This is a genomic window from Pseudoglutamicibacter albus (assembly GCF_022346425.1).
GTDB lineage: Bacteria > Actinomycetota > Actinomycetes > Actinomycetales > Micrococcaceae > Pseudoglutamicibacter > Pseudoglutamicibacter albus.
The window spans coordinates 139,667-158,600 of the sequence record NZ_JAKRCW010000001.1; the positions used below are offsets into that span (position 1 = coordinate 139,667).

Annotated in this window: 16 protein-coding genes and 1 pseudogene; 14 read left to right on the forward strand and 3 right to left on the reverse strand. The window is 61.7% G+C overall.

Features of this window, described 5'->3' with window-relative positions; genetic code table 11:
* From MHJ63_RS00600 to MHJ63_RS00635, 8 genes are all read left to right on the forward strand, one after another.
* Nucleotides 1-1,818: a metal ABC transporter solute-binding protein, Zn/Mn family gene (locus tag MHJ63_RS00600; RefSeq protein ID WP_239445834.1), complete on the forward strand. Its 1,818-nt coding sequence runs from the start codon at nt 1-3 to the stop codon at nt 1,816-1,818.
* 128 nt (nt 1,819-1,946) lie between these two features.
* Nucleotides 1,947-3,059 (forward strand): choice-of-anchor M domain-containing protein, encoded by a 1,113-nt coding sequence (locus tag MHJ63_RS00605; protein ID WP_239445835.1) that lies wholly within the window; start codon nt 1,947-1,949, stop codon nt 3,057-3,059.
* Nucleotides 3,052-3,912 (forward strand): anchored repeat-type ABC transporter ATP-binding subunit, encoded by an 861-nt coding sequence (locus MHJ63_RS00610; RefSeq protein ID WP_239445836.1) that lies wholly within the window; start codon nt 3,052-3,054, stop codon nt 3,910-3,912. The genes MHJ63_RS00605 and MHJ63_RS00610 overlap by 8 nt, the downstream gene beginning before the upstream one ends.
* Nucleotides 3,906-4,829: an anchored repeat-type ABC transporter permease subunit gene (locus MHJ63_RS00615; RefSeq protein WP_239445837.1), complete on the forward strand. Its 924-nt coding sequence runs from the start codon at nt 3,906-3,908 to the stop codon at nt 4,827-4,829. Before MHJ63_RS00610 ends, MHJ63_RS00615 begins: the two co-directional genes overlap by 7 nt.
* A 97-nt stretch (nt 4,830-4,926) precedes the next feature.
* Complete coding sequence (locus tag MHJ63_RS00620) at nt 4,927-5,871, forward strand: LysR family transcriptional regulator (RefSeq protein WP_239445838.1); 945 nt, start codon at nt 4,927-4,929, stop codon at nt 5,869-5,871.
* Between the two features lie 26 nt (nt 5,872-5,897).
* Nucleotides 5,898-6,590: a 3-oxoacid CoA-transferase subunit A gene (locus MHJ63_RS00625; protein ID WP_035756536.1), complete on the forward strand. Its 693-nt coding sequence runs from the start codon at nt 5,898-5,900 to the stop codon at nt 6,588-6,590.
* A gap of 71 nt (nt 6,591-6,661) precedes the next feature.
* Nucleotides 6,662-7,327, forward strand: a complete 666-nt coding sequence (locus MHJ63_RS00630) for a 3-oxoacid CoA-transferase subunit B (protein WP_370991832.1) — start codon at nt 6,662-6,664, stop codon at nt 7,325-7,327.
* 206 nt (nt 7,328-7,533) lie between these two features.
* The gene (locus tag MHJ63_RS00635; protein WP_239445839.1) at nt 7,534-8,826 is read left to right on the forward strand and encodes an MFS transporter; all 1,293 of its coding nucleotides are present in this window, start codon (nt 7,534-7,536) and stop codon (nt 8,824-8,826) included.
* A gap of 14 nt (nt 8,827-8,840) precedes the next feature.
* Here the strand turns inward: MHJ63_RS00635 and MHJ63_RS00640 are convergent, their stop codons facing one another.
* Both MHJ63_RS00640 and MHJ63_RS00645 read right to left on the reverse strand, forming a co-directional pair.
* Nucleotides 8,841-10,472 carry an amidohydrolase gene (locus MHJ63_RS00640; RefSeq protein ID WP_239445840.1) on the reverse strand — a complete coding sequence of 544 codons (1,632 nt, stop codon included), beginning with the start codon at nt 10,470-10,472 and terminating at the stop codon, nt 8,841-8,843.
* Between the two features lie 55 nt (nt 10,473-10,527).
* A complete protein-coding gene (locus MHJ63_RS00645) occupies nt 10,528-11,364 on the reverse strand; it encodes an SDR family oxidoreductase (protein WP_239445841.1) in 837 nt (278 codons plus the stop codon).
* A gap of 303 nt (nt 11,365-11,667) precedes the next feature.
* Here MHJ63_RS00645 and MHJ63_RS00650 point away from each other — a divergent pair, with 303 nt between their 5' ends.
* The 4 genes from MHJ63_RS00650 to MHJ63_RS00665 all read left to right on the forward strand — a co-directional run bounded on the left by MHJ63_RS00650 (nt 11,668) and on the right by MHJ63_RS00665 (nt 16,279).
* On the forward strand, nt 11,668-13,329 hold the full coding sequence (locus MHJ63_RS00650; RefSeq protein WP_239445842.1) for an SLC13 family permease: 1,662 nt from the start codon (nt 11,668-11,670) through the stop codon (nt 13,327-13,329).
* A 143-nt stretch (nt 13,330-13,472) separates the two neighbouring features.
* Complete coding sequence (locus tag MHJ63_RS00655; RefSeq protein ID WP_239445843.1) at nt 13,473-14,963, forward strand: purine-cytosine permease family protein; 1,491 nt, start codon at nt 13,473-13,475, stop codon at nt 14,961-14,963.
* Nucleotides 14,964-14,969: 6 nt separating this feature from the next.
* Entirely contained in the window at nt 14,970-15,572 is a 603-nt protein-coding gene (locus MHJ63_RS00660) for a cysteine hydrolase family protein (protein WP_239445844.1), read from the forward strand.
* The gene (locus MHJ63_RS00665) at nt 15,569-16,279 is read left to right on the forward strand and encodes an HAD hydrolase-like protein (RefSeq protein ID WP_239445845.1); all 711 of its coding nucleotides are present in this window, start codon (nt 15,569-15,571) and stop codon (nt 16,277-16,279) included. Before MHJ63_RS00660 ends, MHJ63_RS00665 begins: the two co-directional genes overlap by 4 nt.
* Nucleotides 16,280-16,306: 27 nt before the next feature.
* On the opposite strand, the gene MHJ63_RS00670 is transcribed toward MHJ63_RS00665, so the two are convergent.
* Nucleotides 16,307-17,281: a GT-D fold domain-containing glycosyltransferase gene (locus MHJ63_RS00670; RefSeq protein ID WP_239445846.1), complete on the reverse strand. Its 975-nt coding sequence runs from the start codon at nt 17,279-17,281 to the stop codon at nt 16,307-16,309.
* A 348-nt stretch (nt 17,282-17,629) separates the two neighbouring features.
* On the opposite strand from MHJ63_RS00670, the gene MHJ63_RS00675 reads away from it, so the two are divergent.
* Both MHJ63_RS00675 and MHJ63_RS00680 read left to right on the forward strand, forming a co-directional pair.
* The gene (locus MHJ63_RS00675) at nt 17,630-18,343 is read left to right on the forward strand and encodes a hypothetical protein (RefSeq protein WP_070491143.1); all 714 of its coding nucleotides are present in this window, start codon (nt 17,630-17,632) and stop codon (nt 18,341-18,343) included.
* Nucleotides 18,344-18,347: 4 nt separating this feature from the next.
* A pseudogene (locus MHJ63_RS00680) lies at nt 18,348-18,872 on the forward strand (SDR family NAD(P)-dependent oxidoreductase); the annotation flags it as partial.
* Nucleotides 18,873-18,934 lie beyond the last annotated feature (62 nt).

Genomic DNA, 18,934 nt, shown 5'->3' on the forward strand with positions numbered 1-18,934 from the left:
GTGCGCGGACACCAACCGGATAACAGCCAGCCCGCCCCCAACGGGCCGGCACATGCGCGGGGGCTCTCGCGGCGAACGTTCATCACGCTCGCCGCGGGAGCCGCCACCGCGGCTGTTTTCCTTCCCGGCACAACAAGTCGAGGCCTCACATCCGGCGGGCTACGGATCGTCGCAACCACCGGAATCCTCGCCGACCTGACCCGCAACGTAGTCGGAGCCGATGTGCACGTCAGCGCTTTGGTGCCCGAAGGCGCTGACCCGCACTCCTTCGAACCCACACCACGTGCGATGCGCGACATCGCGCTAGCCGACCTCGCGTTCTCCAACTACCTCATGCTGGAAGAACAATCCATCATTCGCGCGATCGACGCCAACATTGGCGCGGACGCAACCCACATCGCGCTCGCCGAAGAAGCCTCCGGCTACGGCGCCGAAATCATTCCACTCGTTGAGTCACGATCCCTCGACACGGTCTGGCTCGGTTTGCGGGTCGCGACCGCCAATGTGGGTGAGGCTGGCGGCGGTGGTGATGCTGGCGGCGATAGTGGCGTCGGCGGTGGCGATGCTGGAAAAGCTGGCGGTAAAGGCGGTGGCACTGGCTCGGGGGCCCGCCGCGGTGATGCGACAAGGCTCGGGCTGGTATCGGCGGAGGGCCCGGGGACGGTGTTCGCGTTCGTGACGGGAACGTTCGGGCGGCCAGAGAAAGTCTTCGACTCCTCCCTGCCGGAGAACGCGCGCGAGAACATCACGAACCTGCCGCCCGGCGCCCACACGCATATGTCGTGGGCGTTCACCGAACCGGGCATCTATACGCTTTCCTTCCGCGCCACACCTGCCGCAAGCGGGACGCTTGGCAACAACTCAGGCGGGACACTCGGCGGCGAGGCCCGCGGCGCCGGTGCTGATACGGCCTCACCGGATGCCGCCGATGCTTCTGGCGCCGTGGTCTCGACGTTGCGGATCGCGGTGGGCGTGAACCCTGAGGAAGCCACCGCAAACATGCCGGCGGGGGTTGCGGGGGCGGGGCCGCGCATCGTGGGCAAGGGGCATGCGGACATCACGGTGGACACAGCGAAGCGGCGGCTCGTGTTGCGTGTGGATGAACCGCAACCGGAGGACATTCCGTTGGAGAACACGGTGATCCATGTGCCACCGAAAGCGCTGCAACCGATCCCGGCTGACCCGGCGTTCAGGTTCATCGGCCGCCCCGGTACTGATGTGTATCAGCTGCCGCAAGCGGTGCTCGGTAAGCATGTTCACGGCGAAATCGACCCGCATTTGTGGCATGACGTAAGCAACGCGCAAGCCTATGTCGAGGTGATCCGTGACCAGGTGATCAAGAAAGATCCACGGAACGCGTCCCGTTACCGTAGCAACGCATCGGCCTATATCGCCCGCTTGGACGAGGTCGATGACTATGTGGCGCGTTCCATCGCTTCCATCCCGGAACGCAACCGGAACCTCGTGACCACACACGAGGCCTACGGGTATCTCGCGAACCGGTACGGGCTGGATGTTGCGGGGTCGGTTTCACCCTCGCCGGGGCAGGAGCCATCGCTGGCTGAACGTCGCAGGCTCGCTGCGACCCTGCGTGACCTCAACGTTCCTGCCGTGTTCATCGAACAAACCGCGGGCGGTACCGCTCAATCCTTGCGAGACGCCGCGCAACTGGCCGGGGTGGGCGTCGCGCCGATCTGGGGTGACGCATTCACCCCCGGAGTCAACACATACGAACTCTTGATGCGCGCCAACGCTGACTCGCTCGCTCGTTCACTCGGCGGCAAACCCCTAGGTGAGCACGATGCGCCCGGCCGCTAACTGCGCACCGGCGCTGGCCCCGTTGCATGCTGGCGGCCGCCGTTGCCTGCCGCCGGGCCCGAGGCTAGCTGCCTCTTGCCGCTGACCCTACTCACTGCTGAAATCTGGAATTAATAAGGACACTCACGATGCTGAAGTTACATACGCCATCGCATACAGCCGCGCCTGCAGCACACAGCGGATTGCCCCGGCTGTCCACGCTTTTGCTGGCCGCCATGATCGCTTTCGCGCTCGTCGTTGTTGGGGTTCTCGCGGGTGGCCTCGGGCAGGTTCCTGCCGCGCACGCTGAGCCGTCCTCGGATGATCCAGCACTCGAGCAGACGGTGGAATCGGATGAACGCACCGTCACGGGCGAGGCCGCGGTTTTGGATGTGGGGCACGCTGATCTAGGGATGCGACGCGTGGATGGCAAGTGGGTTATGCAAGTGCGTGATGACCGGACTTCCCCTGCGGTGTGGCGCAACCTCGAAGACGTTGTGATCCAGGTGCATGACGCCGGTAAACAACAGATCCCGAAGAACGGCTACGAATTCACCGGCGCGAAAGGCGGGGATGAGGCCTGGGTTGTTCCTCAGGTGGAGATTTCCGGTGTGGTGTGGCTCGGCTGGAACACCCAGGACCCCGAGCTCATTAAACACGCAGACCGCGGCGTGACCATGAAGTTCAGCAAAGCAACCGGACCCGGGCAGATGACCCTGTTCCTGCAACCCGGTAACTTCGGCGACCCGCAGCTACTGGTGGATAGCTCCAACCTCGCCGAACACAACAGCGTGTTCATCGAGAAGAACACGCACACGCACGCGAACTGGGTCTTCGCACGCCCCGGCCAGTACACGGTCCAGCTCACGATGACCGCCGAAGACAAGGACGGTAAGAAGGTCTCCGCCTCAGGTTCGCTCGTGTTCGCGGTAGGGGACTCCACGAACACCGAAGAGGCGCTCGCCGCGGCCAAGGAAACCAACAGCGCCACTGGCAAGGATGCGGCGGGAGAGGCCGCCGGGCACGATGCGGCAGGCGACGATGCAGAGAACGATGGTGCGAACAACGGCTCCGGCGACAGCAAGGCGGCCGATGCCGCAGCCGATGCGGGCGAGACCAAGCCGGCAGGCGCGTCGTTGGCGTGGTGGCTTGCCGGTGGCGCCGCCGTCGTGATCGCGGCGGGCGTGGCTGTTGGTGTGGTGGTGCAACGCAAGCGCCGCGCAACCGAGGCGGAAGTGTGGGGTAGCGGTGCCGGTGAGTGAGAATAACGGCATCGCGGTGCTTGAGGGCCGCGATGTGTGCGTGAATTTGGGGCAGCGGCCCGTGTTGGAGCACGCCTCGATCACCGCTTCCGCTGGTGAGATCCATGTTTTGCTTGGCCCGAATGGTGCGGGTAAAACCACGTTGATGCGTGCGTTGCAGGGGCTGGTTCCGTTAGCGGGCGGTTCGGTGAGTGTGGCTGGCCGTTTGGGTTATGTTCCGCAACGCCACGACATCGACTGGACGTTCCCTGTGACCGCAGCGGACGTGGTGCGGCTCGGTCTGGTGCGTTCGGTTTCCCGCTGGCGTCGCCTCAGTGTGGGGCATATGAAGCGGGTTGCGCACGCGTTGGAGCGGGTTTCGATGACGCACTTACGAAACCGTCCGATCTCGGAGATGTCTGGTGGGCAGCGGCAGCGGGTCATGATCGCTCGCGCGCTGGTTCTAGAGCCGAGCGTCTTGTTACTCGATGAGCCATTCACGGGGCTAGATATGCCTACCCAGGAAGAACTGTCGGCCTTGTTCGTGGAGTTGGCGCGGCAGGGTGCGGCGATCGTGATGTCCACGCACGATCTCAGCCATGCCCTGACCATCGCCGACCGTGTCACGCTCTTGAACCGCACCGTGATCGCTAACGGCCCACCACACGCACTCGGCGATCCGGGGCTTTGGCAACGCACCTTCCAAGTCAGTGAAGCTTCGCCACTGCTCACCCAAGTCGGCGCCTTCACCGGCGCCGCCGCGGAGGCAGCAACCGCGCCGGAAGTAGCAACAGGATCGGAGGCTGCCTTCACATCGGCCCCAGCCACCGCATCGGAGGCTGCAGTCATACAAGAAGGGGTGCGCTCATGCTGACGCCGTTGGATTTTCTACAGGATCTGTTCAACCCGCAGCTCGCGTTTCTGCCGAAGGCGCTGGTGGTTGCGACGTTCTCGGCACTGGTGTGCGCGGTGGTGGGCACGCACGTGGTGTTGCGGGGGATGACGTTCATGGGGGACGCGATTTCGCATGCCGTGTTCCCGGGGCTTGCGGTGGCGTTTGTGTTGCAGGGTTCGCTGCTGTGGGGCGGGCTGATCGCTGGCGTGGTGACCGCGGTTCTGATCGCGGTGTTGAGCCAGAATGAGCGGCTGCGTTCGGATACGGTGATCGGTATTTTGATGGTCACGATGTTCGCGATCGGCATTGTGGTGATGTCTCGCGCGCCCGGCTATTCGGGAAGCCTCAGCACGTTCTTGTTTGGTTCGTTGACCGGTATCCCGGATTCGGCGCTGGTGACCACGGTGCTGGGGTCCATGCTGATCCTCGCTGTTTTGGCGGTGTTCCACCGTGATTTGGTGATGGTCGGGCTGGACCGCGGTTACGCTACGGCGATCGGGATGCGGGTCATGGCGTTGGATATTGTGCTGGCGGTTGTGGTGACCTTCGCAGTGGTCATGAGTGTGCAGACGATCGGCAACATCCTGGTGATTGCGCTTCTGGTGACCCCGGCGGCGGCCGCGCGGATGGTGTGCGACAGGATGGTTCCGATGATGCTCACCGCCGCGTGCTTTGGTGTGCTGGGTGCGTTCGTGGGGATCTATGTTTCGTGGGCTGTTGACCTGCCGACGGGTGGCGCCGTAGTGCTGGTGTGCGCGGTGATTTTTGTGCTGGCGTGGCTTTTGGGACCGCGCCACGGTGTGCTCGCCCGGCAGCGCGGCGTACGCGAACGCGGTATGCGTGAACAGAACGGCCGGGGAAGCGTCCGCGCGGGTGCAGTGGCGACCGACGCCTAGATTTATCTCGTGCGCTTATCAATTCACTCCAAATATATATTTCAGTTCCTATTGATTGCTCCTTATTCTTAAAGAAGAGTTATCAAAGGAGGTGGCTGTGGAAATCAAAGCGTTGAGGTACTTCACGGCAGTGGCTGAAACCCTCCACTTCGGCGAGGCCGCGATGCGGTTGCATATCGCTCAGCCCGTACTTTCGCAGACGATCGCCCGGCTAGAAAAAGAACTCGGCACAACGCTGCTGAACCGTACTACCCGCAAGGTTGAACTCACGGACGCTGGCGCTTATCTGAACCGGGAGGCCCGCCGCGTTCTGGCCGATGTGGATTCGATGTTCGCTGGTGTGCGCAACATCGCCGGCGGCTCGGCAGGCATCATCCGCATCGGGTTCACCGGAACCACGGGTTTCGCACAACTGGCCCGCATCAAACAAGCCGTGGGTGAAGCCCTACCGAACATCACGCTGGAAGTGCACACTGACCTGCTCACTCCGGCCCAGCTTGAACGGATCCGCAACGGCCAACTGGACATGGGGATTCTGCGTGGCCACACATCGGACCCTGAGCTGGAAACCTATCCGTTAGGAACCGAGAAGCTCGTGGCAGCGATGCCGGAAGGGCACCGGCTCGCATCCGTAGAAGGCGAGCTCGCTCTCAAAGAGTTCGAGGAAGAGCACTTCATCGCTTTCGGCGACCCGCGCTCCAACGTCAACGCCCGTGCGGCAGCAAGCTGCCATGCCGCGGGATTCACCCCGCACATCGCGCACACCGCCCCAGGCACGGCAGGGCTACTCGCGTTGGTTGCCGCGGGAGCTGGGGTCGCGTTCATCCCCGAATCCGTGCAAGCCCTACGTCCGCAGGGTGTGGTGTTCAAGTCCGTGCCGGAAACCCTGCCGACTGACCTCGCGCTCGTGACCCGCGCCGGAACATCCAGCCCCGTAGTGAAGCACGTCATCGAAGCGCTCGTGGACAACGACGTCGTCAGCGCCGACGCAGACAATCCAGACCGACTCAACAACAAACAAATACCCGTAACGCAGGCTTAGGTAGGACTCACTGAAGGGAGATCGATGTGGCACAGACACGGTTCCATGAATCCGCGCTCGCCGCAGTAGAAGGCATCAAGGACGGCTCGACTGTACTGATTGGCGGTTTCGGTATGGCGGGGATGCCCGTCACGCTGATTGACGCGCTGATTCAGCAGGGGGCGAGCGACCTCACGGTCGTATCGAACAACGCTGGTAACGGTTATACGGGACTCGCGGCGCTGCTGCAGGCGGGACGCGTACGGAAGATGGTGTGCTCGTTTCCACGCCAATCCGATTCCTACGTGTTCGATGAGCTCTACCGCGCGGGCAAGATCGAGCTTGAGGTGGTGCCGCAGGGCAACCTCGCCGAGCGTATGCGTGCCGCTGGTGCCGGCATCGGCGCTTTCTTCTGCCCAACCAGCTACGGAACCCCGCTCGCAGAAGGTAAGGAAACCCGCGAGATTGACGGCCGTAACTATGTGCTGGAGTACCCGATCAAGGGCGATGTGGCGCTGATTCACGCGGAGACCGCGGACAAGATGGGCAACCTCGTGTACCGGAAGACGGCCCGGAACTTCGCGCCAGTCATGGCGACCGCCTCGACCCGCACGATCGTTGAGGTCAACAACGTGGTTGAGGTGGGCGAGCTGGACCCAGAGAACATTGTGACCCCGAAGATTTACACCGACGACGTCCTCGACTTGTCGGCCCTGCCAAAGGAGGAGACCGCAGCATGAGCCAGGACAACGTGAAGAATCAAGCCGTAGGCGCCACTGACGCTGTAGGCGCTGACGTGGCGGGCGCTGACGTGGCGCGCGGCACGGTTGAGCACACGGACCGCGGCCCACTGGAGAAGACCGAGATGGCGCAGATGGTGGCGCGGGACATCCCGGATCACTCGTTCGTGAACTTGGGTATTGGGCAGCCGACGCTGGTCGCTGACTACCTGGATGCTGATTCCGGCGTGACGCTGCACACCGAGAACGGGATGCTCGGCATGGGCCCAGCCGCTAAGGAGGATGAGGTTGATGAGGAGCTCATCAACGCCGGCAAGATTCCAGTGACCGAGTTGCCGGGGGCGAGCTTCTTTCATCACGCGGATTCGTTCGCGATGATGCGCGGCGGCCACCTGGACGTGTGTGTTTTGGGTGCGTTCCAGGTTTCCGGTGGCGGCGACTTGGCGAATTGGTCCACGGGCGCCCCGGACGCGATCCCGGCGGTGGGCGGCGCGATGGACTTGGCGATCGGCGCGAAGGACGTGCTGGTCATGATGACGCTGTTCACCAAGGACGGCAAACCGAAGCTGGTTCCGGAATGCACCTACCCGTTGACCGGTACGGGCTGTGTTTCCCGCGTTTACACGGATCGCGCGATCTTCGACCTGACCGACGACGGCGTGGTTGTTCTGGAGACGTTCGGGATGAGCTTCGACGAACTTCAGGAAGCCCTCGACATCGAACTCAAGCGCGCATAGTTAGCGCTCGATTAGTTAGCCCGAGAGGCGGCGACGGGGCCGGCTTGGTTGCGTACCAGGCCGGCCCCGTTGTTGTTGGTATAGGATTCAGGATGTTGTGTTGTAGGTCACATTGTGGTCGCGCTGTTGAGGGGCTGCGGTGATGAGGGCTGTGTTGTTGAGGGGCTGCGCTGTTATCTGGGTCCCATTGCCAGAAATGAGTTGTCATGGGTGTGGTTAATCGCCGGTTGCGGTTGGCGAAAGCCTCGAACGCTACTGACGCGTTTTTCGTGCAGGCGTTCGGGCCGTGGATTGAGATTGTCGCGGTTGCCCTCCTCGCCGCGAGCGCGTGGCAGATGGGTCTACTGAACGCGCTGACCATGGTGGCGTTCATGATTCTGGGCATCCCCATCGGCGTTTTTGTTGACCGTTTCGAGGCAGTCCGGGTTTTGAAGCTTGCACTCGTGGCGAAGGTTGCGCTCGCCGCAGTGCTTGTTGCGGTGGCGGCGAGTGGGCACCTGAGCATCCCCTTTCTACTCGTGTTCGCGACCGTCATGGGTATTGTGACGGTCGCGACGGAGACCGCGCAGGTGTCCACGGTCCCTGCTCTTGTGGATCATGACGGACAGATCAGCCGGACTGTAGCGAACATCGCCACGTGGGACCGGATCGCTTCACTTGTTGCGCCGGTCGCTGTCGCTTATGGCGTCACGAGGTTGGGCGCTAACTGGACGCTGCTGGCGGCCGTCGGTTTCGCGGTGCTCGCGATGATTCTCGCGCTCCTGATTACGAAGCCAGCCGCAACGCAGGCTGCGCCGGAAGAGTCGGACGCATCGGACGCGGACGTAGAGGCCGGCGTCGACGCCGAGCCAGCCGCCGCGCAGGCACCTGCGAAGCAGACGTTTTGGGAACAGGTCAAGGATGGCTGGGCGGTTTTGGTCGCTGACCGTCAGTTGGCGGGTATGACGTGGCTTTCGGCGTTCACTAACGCCGGCTTGTCGATGGGTGCCGCGGTCGAATCGATTCTGGTCATTCAAACTTTGGATTTGGGTGTCGAGTGTTACGGCATTCTTGGTTCCTTGGCGGCTGTTTCGGGGGTTGCGGCGTCGTTCGTCTCGGGCCGTATTGCTGATGCAGTTCCGGTCAGGAAACTGTACGTGTGGGGCGGTATGGGGCAGTGTGTTGCCGCGTCCTTGCCGCTGTTCGCGTTCGCGGCGCCGCAAGCGGCCGTCGTGTTGCTGATTATTCACACGATGGCGTGGGGCCTCATCTTGACCATCACGAACGTGGCCTCGCAAATTTATGCCGCGACCACCGTCGAACAGCGCCTGCTTGGCCGGATTTCTGCGTTCCGCCGCACACTCACGAGGGGGTTGGTTCCGCTGGGCAGTATTCTCGGCGGTGTGCTGGGCACGGTTGCCGGACTATGGTTACCGCTGCTTTTGTGGCCGGTTTTCACGCTGTTCGGTGTGCTGATCTACATGACGCTGGATCGCCGCCGCGGCCCGGACACAGCCTAGAGAGGCGACTAGGCTCAGGCGGCGGTGAAGACTTTCTTTCCGGCGAACCACGTGCTGACCGGCTGAATCGTGATGATGTCCTCGACCGGGCAGGTGAGCGGATCGGTTTCTAGGATCACAAAGTCCGCCGCCTTACCTTCAGTGATGGAGCCGGTCTGTTCACCGAGGCCCATCGCGCGGGCGGAGTTGATCGTGTAGGTAGCCAGCGCTTCCTCACGGGTGAGTGCTTGTTCCGGCCACAGCTCGCCCGGGAATTCCCCGGAAGGGTCTTTGCGGGTCACGAGCCCATAGATCGCTTCCCACGGATTCGGTGAAACGGACACAGGCCAGTCGGAACCGGCCGCGATCAGCGCCCCAGCCTCCGTCAAGGCACGGTTCGGGTGTGCCTTGCTTCCGCGTTCTTCACCCAGGACAGACTTGATCGCTTCGATGATCACGCCAGGGAACCACAGCGACGGCGAAATATCCGCCGCAACATTCAGTTCAGCGAAGCGCGGGATGTCTTCTTCGGTGATGAACTGGCCGTGCGCAACCTGGTAGAGCACGTCGTCGTAGCCAGCTTCGCGGACCTTCTGCACCGCATCCAGGACGGAACGCACCGAGGCATCGCCCGTGCAGTGGATCTTCGCGGAGATCCCGCGTTCAGCGGTACGCAGCAGCCACGTCTCAAGCTCCTCATACGGCATGGTCATGTGGCCGTGAGTGCACGCGTGCCCGTCCGTGGGAAGGTACGGTTCAACGAACGCCGCCGTCAAAGCCGGCGGGACGCCGTCGAGGAAAATCTTGATGAAATCAGGTTTATGGTGCTCGCTACGGGTGTGCTCCATCCCGAAAATGACGTCTTCCCCGACCGGCTGATAACCGAAAATGAACTCCTCAACCGGGGTGCTGGAAACAACCCACGAGTTCAACTCGCCAGCATCATCCAACGCCTTGACGGCCTCCATGATCTGCAGTGAGGCGGCGGCATCCTGGAAACCCGTGATGCCGTACGCGTTGAGCATCTCAACCGCTTTGGCCGTGGACGCCTTGAGAGCCTCCGCCGACTCCGGCTGATCCGCCGCCTTAGCCAACTCCACTAGAACGCCCGCGGATTCGATGAGCCAACCCGTCGCGTTGCCGGCGCCATCGCGGGAGATGACCCCGCCGTCGGGGTTAGGGGTGTCCGCGCTGATCCCTGCCTTCTGCATCGCCAGCGAGTTAGCCCACCGGTTATGAAGCGAATCATCCGTGAGCAGCACAGGGTGGTCGCCCGAGGCCTCATCGAGTGCGGCTAGGGCTTCGGCGGTGTCGATGGTGCCGATGAGGCCAGAACCAGCGGAGCCGCCGTAGATCCACTCACCTGCAGGGATAGCGGACGCGCGGGAGCGTACCGCAGCGAGGATTTCTTCCAGGTTGGCGGTGGGCGGGAACGTGAGGTCGGTGAGCTCGCGGCGGCCACCATGATTGTGGTGGTTATGTACGTCGATGATGCCCGGCAGGACCGTGTAACCCGTCAGATTGACGGATTCCGCGCCCTGTTCTAGTAGCGCGCGGGCGGCGTCACCCACAGCGACGATGTGGCCGGTGTCCACCGCGAAGGCATCCGTTTCCGGGGCGGCGGCGTCCATAGTGTGAACCGTGGCGGAATGAAAAACAGTCGTCATCGAAACCTCCAAAGCATCTTCGGGTGGGGCGCGGGAATTTGCGGATGGGGCAGAGCTATTTGTGGACGGGGCGGATGGCTAGGTTTTCGATCATCGCCTCCGGCGTTGCGTCCACCGCGAGCCGGACCGTCGCCGCAACCGATTCGGGGCGGATGTACAGCGAGCCGTCGTAGTTGTGGTTGCCGTAGGAGGCCTGCAGTTCGACCTGCATGTCAGTATCCACGCGGCCCGGATGGATCGAGGTGACCCGCACCGATCCGCGTTCCTCCTCCCGCACCGCATCCGAAAACGCACGTAGAGCGAACTTAGAACCCGAATAGACGGCAGCCCCCACGCCGGAGAAGTAGCCGGAACCGGAGTTGATCGTCACAACCTGACCACGCGCCGCACGCAGCGCAGGTAGCAACAGACGCGTGAGCTCAGCGACCGCGAAAACATTCACGGAGAACACCCGCTCATACACATCCCATTGAGTCTCCGCGACCGTCTTGCCATCAGCCACACCCGCCGAATGAACCAACACATCCAGCCGCGGGAGGGCATCCGCGCCCTCGCCAAAACCGCTTGCGGTGGCACCTTCGCCGGAACCCGCGCCCTCGCCGGAACCCGCGCCCTCGCCGGAACCGCCGCCGAAGCCGGCGTCCGCGACAGCGCGGGCGATCGCGTCCTTATCTGTCAGCTCGGCGATGAACGGGCGGGCACCCGGGAACTCGGCCAGCACATCGGCCAGTGAATCCTTACTAGAGGCGCCCAAGATCAGGTCATGCGTCGAGGACAGCTCGCGGGCGATCGCCAACCCGATCCCACGCGAAGCACCCGTAATCAACGCAACCGGCTTACCGGATTCAGCAGCCTCGGCAGATTCAGCAACAGAACCATGTGAAGTACTCATGCAACCAACGTAGCGGGTCAACGTCGCGCGGGAAACAGGTGGCATGGAAATCGCTGACCAAAGGGACAGAATCGCTGACCAAAGGAGCAGCCAACCGGGAAACAGTCACCGGGCAACCGTTGCGTTGGGTGACCGCCGCTCTGGAAGTCGAGTTCCGGATTCGGACCGCTTACGTTTAGCATGAGAGGCACATCACTCTTTACTGTTTCATTAACAGTTCTTTGTTGTTCGCGATAGGTCGGGTGCCAACGGACCGCTGTCGCTCGATTCTGCGTTTGAACTATATGCACCCAGGAGGTTGGCATGGCTGAGCCGAAGATGCCGGAGTATCTGGAGAGTCTTCGTCCGGACCCGTCGAAGGGCCGTGACGTTAAGCAGAAGTCGCCGGGCGAGTTGGATCCGGCCGTTGAGAAGCGCACGGTGAATGTGCGTTGGGGTGGGCTCGCGCTCGGTGTGGTGTTGAGCGTGCTGATCTATTTCATCCTCCCGGATTCGATGTCGCATAACGCGCGTTTGACTGCCGCTACCGCGATTGTGATGGCGGTGTGGTGGATGACCGAGGCGCTACCGATCCCGGCTACGGCACTGCTGCCGCTCGTGATTTTCCCTGTGCTGGCTCAGCCGATTCAGGCGGAGGGGAAGGACCCGGAGCCGGTCACTTTCAACATGTTGGGTGCCTCGTATGGCTCTGACACGATCTTCTTGTTTATGGGCGGGTTCTTCATCGCGTTGGCGATGCAGCGGTGGAATCTGCACCGGCGGATCGCGTTGGGTGTTTTGCGGGTCATGCCGAATAGGCCTGGCGCGATGATCGCGGGCTTCATGATTGCGACCGGTTTCGTTTCGATGTGGGTTTCGAACACGGCTACCGCGGTGATGATGTTGCCGATCGGTATGTCTGTGTTGTCGCTGGTGAACCAGATTACGCAGAATGATGACGCGAACCCGAAGACCGGTTCGATCGCACTCAACGCAGATGGCGAACCGGTGACGTCCGCGGTTGATTTGATCCGCACTAACTTCGGTTCCGCTTTGATGTTGGGTATCGCGTATGCCGCCTCGATCGGTTCGCTGGGCACCCTGATCGGTACTCCGCCGAACGCGTTGTTGGCGGGCATGATGAGCGATAACTTGGGCGTCACAATCGGTTTCGCTCAGTGGATGGTCGTGGGTGTCCCGATTTCTATCGTGATGATGGCGGTCGCATGGTTCTTGCTGGTCAAGGTTCTGTTCAAGCCGGAGATCGATGAGATCCCGGGTGGCCGTGATCTGATCCGTTCGGAGCTGAGCAAGCTTGGCCCGATGTCCCAGGGCGAGATCCGTGTGATCGTCGTGTTCATTGCGACTGCGCTTGCGTGGATCATCATCCCGACGGTCGCTCAGCTGAATGGTGGTACGGCGATTATTTCTGACGCGGGCATCGCGATGGTCGCGGGTGTTGTGTTGTTCATGATGCCGGCTGGTGCTGAGCGCGGTGTGCGCCTGTTGGATTGGAAGACCGCTAAGGAACTTCCGTGGGATGTGCTGTTGCTGTTCGGTGGCGGCCTGGCGCTTTCCAGCATGTTCAGCAAGTCCGGTTTGACGAAGGACATCGGTACGTTTGCGGGCAAGCTGGACGGTGTCCCGCCGGTTCTGGTTGTCGCGATCCTGGCGGCGGCGATCCTGTTCTTGACTGAGCTGACCTCGAACACGGCTACTGCGGCGACGTTCATTCCGGTGGCGATGGGTATCGCATCGGGTATGGGCGCTGATCCGTTGCTGTTCGCAGCACCTGTCGCGTTGGCTGCCACGTGCGCGTTCATGCTTCCGGTGGCGACCCCGCCGAACGCGGTCGCCTACGGTTCCGGTTACGTCACGATCGGCGAGATGGTCAAGGGCGGCGTGTGGCTGAACCTCATCGGCATCGGCGTCATCACGCTCGCGTGCTCGACCCTGCTCGTGTGGGTGTTTGGTCTCGCGCTGTAAAACAGCGTGACTGTGTAGAAGCGAGCTGACCTCGTCAGCATCCACATCAGCGGCCCCACAACCAATGTTGGTTGTGGGGTCGCTTTTGATGTTGTGGTTGCGGTCACGGTAGTGTGAAAGGTTCCTCAACGAAAAGAGAGAGCATGGCTGCCGAGAGTCCCGGCGAAGCAACATACGGTTCATCCCTCACCAAGGCGGAGCCGTACGGAACGGAACAGATCCCCGATGTAGAGAGGCACGGTAGCCCACGCAGCCAGTTCACGCTCTGGTTCGCCGCGAACATGGTGCTCGCGGTCATGGTGTCCGGTTTCTTCTCCGCGCAATTCGGGTTGTCAGTGGTGCAGGGCCTCACCGCGGTTGCCGCTGGAACGCTGTGCGGCGTGCTGGTCATGGGGTTGCTGGCCGGTATCGGCAGCAAGCTGGGTGTCCCGCAGCAGGTCCAGGGCCGCGGCCCGATGGGTTTCTACGGGAACTACCTACCGATCACGTTGCTCACCATTGTCTCCGCGATCGGGTGGACGGCCGTGAACACGGTGTTCGCGGTGATCGCGCTCCAAGTTTTGGTGGACATCAACTTCGCGCTCGCCGCGGCACTCATGTTCGCGGTGCAGGCGGTGTTCGCGGTGTGGGGCCACAACGTGGTGCATGTTGTGAATAAGGTAGCCACCGTCGTACTGACGGTGTTGTTCCTGGTGATCTCGGTGCTTTCGCTGCGTGAGGCTGACTTCACGCTCGCCGCTAACCCCGATGCGGGCAGCTACATGGGCCCGGTCGCCGGCTGGATCACGTTCGCCGGTTTCTTCTTCGCCTACGTGATGACGTGGACTCCGTTCGCATCGGATTTCTCGCGGTATCTTCCGCGCCGCACCCCGCATTCGAAGGTCGTGCTCTATACCGCTGGCGGCAGCTTCTTAGCGCTGACGTGGCTGGGCAGCATCGGGGTTCTGGTTTCCAGTTTCGCGGGCGAGCTGGATGCGATCCCCGCGTTGGCGCAGCTGACGGGTTCGTGGACGCCGGTCGCGATGATCACGGTGGTGCTCTCCACGATCCCGGTGAGCGCGATGAACCTCTATGGCGGCGCGCTATCCCTGTTGACGTTGAAGGTCCCGGTGAGCCGTATTGTTGCGGTGGTCATCGTGGCTGTGGTGAGTCTCGGCATGACCTTGTTGATGCAGGATGACCCGTACGGCGGGTTCTATAACTTCCTCTCAGTGCTTGCCTACCTCGTGGTTCCGTTCAGCACGGTGTTGCTGTTGGACTATTACTTGCGGATGCGTAAACCCGCCGTGGATAGCTCCGTGGAGCTGTATAACACCGGGCGCCGGTTCGAGTGGGGCTTCTTCGCATGGATCGGCGGATGCTTGGTCTCGATGCTGTTCTGGGATACCGAACTGCTGGCCGGCCCGCTCGCTGAACTCTCCCGTTCAATGGGGGACCTCGGGTTCCTCGCCGGGATCCTGGGCGCCGGGGTGCTCTATATGCTGATGTATAAGATGCCTGTGCCGACGGGCCTGTTGCGTACGCGGAAGGCGGCCCGCCAGCAGGCAGAAGCCGGGGCGGCCGCTGAAGCTGACTCCGCCGTCGAAACTGGCCCCGCCACTGAAACTAAGCCCGCCACTGAACTGGAAGGTTGAGGATTGATGAGTACCGCATCGGACGCCGCTGCACCGGCTGCAGGGCAGCAAGCACCTGAGACGGGCACGCCGCACAAGGGTGCGCTGGTGTTTATTGATATGCAGAACATTTTCGCTGACCAGGACGGCCAGTGGGGTGTCTCGAATTATGCCGAGGTTGAGCAGGCGATGGCGCGGTTGCGTGAGCGGGATGGTTCGCCGGTGATTTGGACTCGCTTTGTGCGGGACCCGGACGAGCATGGCGCGTGGGCGGACTATTACGACCGCTGGGACGAATGCCGCGCCGAACCCGAATCCGAGGTGTGGGACTTGACCTCCCCGGTGCGCGAGAGCGACCAGGTGTTGTCGATGCCGACGTTCTCCAAGTGGGGCGAACAGCTCGCCGAAATGACGAAGGACTATGACCGCCTAGTGTTGGCGGGGGTCGCGACGGACTGTTGCGTGATCGGGACCGCGCTGGGCGCCGTGGATGCCGGCAAATGGGTTACGGTGCTCACGGATGCGTGCGGCGGCGGAACCAAGGAAGTACATGACCAAGCGATGGCGATCATGGACTGCTTCAACCCGATGCTCACGCTCATGACCGTGGACGAATACTTGAACGCGTGAGCGGACTGAAACGCGTAACTGGAGAGGACGTGGCCGTTGTGGCTGGTTCACCGCGCTGGAAGACGGTGCTGTTTGACCTGGATGGGACGCTGATCAACACGATCCCGTTGATTGTGGCGACGTTCCACCGCACCTTTGAGCATTTCGGGGTGCAGGCCCCGGATGATGAGGTCATGAAGTCGTGGATCGGGTTGACGTTGGAGGACACGTTCCGCCCCGTGGCCGGCGAGGACGCGGCCGATGAGTGGGTGGCTGTGTACCGGAAGTTCAACCAAGAGATGCACGACGACGCGGTGGCCCCATTCCCCGCCGTGGATAAGGTGCTCGCTGATCTTGAGGCCGCTGGCTGCACGGTGGGTGTTGTGACGGCGAAGCTGCCGGAGATGGCGCGGCGCGGCCTGCGGGTGTGTGGTTTGCCAGAGCTGAGCCCGCTGGTGGGTAACGGTGATGTTGAACGGCATAAGCCGGCACCCGATCCGGTGTTGAAGGCGCTCCAGTTGGCGGGCGTTGAGGCGGTTGGTGGCCCGGGCGGGGCGGTGTACGTGGGGGATGCGCCTACCGATATTCAGGCGGGCAACGCCGCCGGTGTGGACACGGTGGGCGTGACGTGGGGCGCGGCGACGCGTGAACAGATCGACGCCGCGCACCCAGGCCAGGTCGCTACGAGCATGGCGGAGCTACACAAGATCCTGCTACCGGGCGGTTAGTCCAGCTTTTCTTAGCCCGTGAGGCAACTACTGCTTTGCCGGCGTCTGTGAGTAGGGCCGGCTTTCGGGACGGGCGCCGCCTTCGAACACGGCAAGGTAGGAATCGGAGATGTGCCCAACATCGACTGCTTGGCGTCCGGTTTCGGCGATCTTGTGGGATAGAACCGTGCCTGCGGGGCCGAGCGCGACTAGGAAAATGTCCGTATCGGTGGCCTTGTGGACCTCGTTCATGATCCGTGGGATGTCCGCGTAGGCGTGACGGTCTTGTGAATCGATGCGGTCAGAACCTGCCAGGTTGCCGAACAGCTGTGGGATCAGGTCGAATCTTGAGCTTTTACCGGTGATGATGGTCGCTTTCTTGCCAGCCCAGACGCTACGCCATGCTTCCACGCCTTGCTCGCCTTCGGAAGCGAAGAACAACGGCCGGGTCGCGTGCGCGTTGCCAAGGCGGGTGGCTGGCGCGATGACTTCGCGGAATTCGGGCCAGTATTGGGCCCAGATCATGCTCCAGTGGCGGTCACGGTAGGTGTGCGGGGTGCCGAAGATGATGTCGTCACGGTTGAGGCTTCCGCTCATGGCTTCGTTGAGGTCTTTTTGAAGTGCCGTTGAGTTCTTCTGGAAACCAAGGTTTGCGGTGATGTCGAAAGCGAGCTTGAGTTCGCCGTCGCCGATGCGCACAAAGGAGAGATTGTTTTCAGAAACGGTCTGCACTGTTTCAAGCAGACCCAGCTGCTTCGCCCGGTATTCCTTCCGCATTTCTTCAAACAGCGGCATCGTAGCCAGGCTACGCATCGCATCGTCGTGGCGGCGCTGAAGTGTGGCTTCCTTGCGTAGCGTTTCCAGTTCCTTCTGGATCTGCGCAAGTGCTTCATTGGTGGACGTGTTCGCGGCATCCAGTGCCTTCTTGATGGAGCCGAGAGTCCTGTTATTGGTTTTCAGGCTCTCGGTGTAGTTGAAATTGAGCAACCGCCGAATATTGCTTATGAACTTTGGTTTTGCCATGCCTGTAGCTTCTTTCATCAGGGTTTCTTCAATTCTGCCTGAGTTTGCTCGCGGGCTGGTTAAAGGAAGCGTGTGGTGTCACCTGGCGGGTCGCGAAACTGTAACCCGGGCGCGGTGCCTGCAGCGCGGGGCGCGGTGCTGCAATACCGGGCGTGGTGTCTGTAACGCCGGGCGCGGCGTCTAGGAGTTTCCCTCTTCCTTGGTTATGATCAATCCGGGCACTGACTCTTTTTCGTTACTTTAATGCCGATTTGAACTTGTACACATCTGGACTGGGGCAGCTTCATCATCGAATTCGTTGAGTATTTCTGCGCCCATATTTAGCTCGTTCTAGTTTGAGGAATGTGTATGAAACGGTTCTTCCGTGCATTCGCGATTGTTCTGGTTGCCGTTGGGCTGAACGCCGGCACCGCGGTCCCAAGCCAAGCGGCACCACGCCTGGTGGACGTGACCGGGTTCAGCGCCAAGTCCATCGTGGTTTCCAACTATTCCAACTCCAACTGTCGTGACGTGGCGGTCGCTATGCGGAAAACCATGTCCCCGAAGGTTGGCTCTTGGGACGTCATGTCCGGTGTGTACCGTGGTGGCAGCTCGGTGGACACGGCATTTTATTCAGACTCTGGCGACCGCTCAAAGACTCGTGTTACGGTCTGTCCTTGGGTGCACGGCCTCGGTAAGTACACGGTTGGTCCTTCATACGTATCTGCCGACACCCGGGACGGCTACGACTACCAGTCCTATACCGACTGGACCAAGGGACACTTCTACGTCCGGGCTAAGGGCAAGGCCGCGCTGAAGGGGAAGCGTAAGGGGAACACTGTGACCCTGACCGCGTCGGCTCAGCGCTATAACCCTAAGCCCAACAAGTACGTCGCGCATGGGGCTAAGAAGGCTCGGGTGCAGGTGAAGTCGGGGAAGAAGTGGAAGACCGTGAAGACGGTCAAGCTGAAGAAGGGTAAGGCGACTGTCAAGGTGAAGACGAAGCTCAAGAAGCAGTACCGCTTCGTCTTCGATCAGACGAGTGCGACCACTGGCGCCACATCGAAGACCATCAGGATCTAGCCACATCCGGGCGTATGGTCAGCTGAACTATGCGGTCAACAACGCGGGAATCGGTGACCCGGCAGCACCGGCCGGTGAGACTGACCTTGAGGCTTGGGACAAGGTCATCGGCATCAACCTCAACGGTGTTCTGTACGGGATGCGTTACCAGATCCCTGAGATGTTGAAGGCTGGCGCGGGTGAGTCCGCGATTGTGAACATGGCATCGATTCATGGCTCGGTCGCGGCGATCGGCAATGGCGCTTACACCGCCGCGAAGCACGGCGTTGTGGGTATCACCAAGAACGCGGCCGCGGAGTATGGCCCGGAGGGGTTGCGCATTAACTCTGTTGGCCCGGCCTATATCGATACCCCGTTGCTGGCTAACCTGTCGGAAGAGATCCGCGATGCGCTCGTCGCTAAGCATCCGATGGGTCGCTTGGGTCGCCCGGAGGAAGTCGCGAACCTGGTTCTGTACTTGCTCTCGGATTACGCGTCCTTCGTCACGGGCGCCTACTACCTGGTTGACGGCGGCTACACCGCCGTCTAAGAAACGAAGAAAACCCAACCGAAGAAAACCCAAGAGAATCTGCGGTGGGTGGTTGATACACG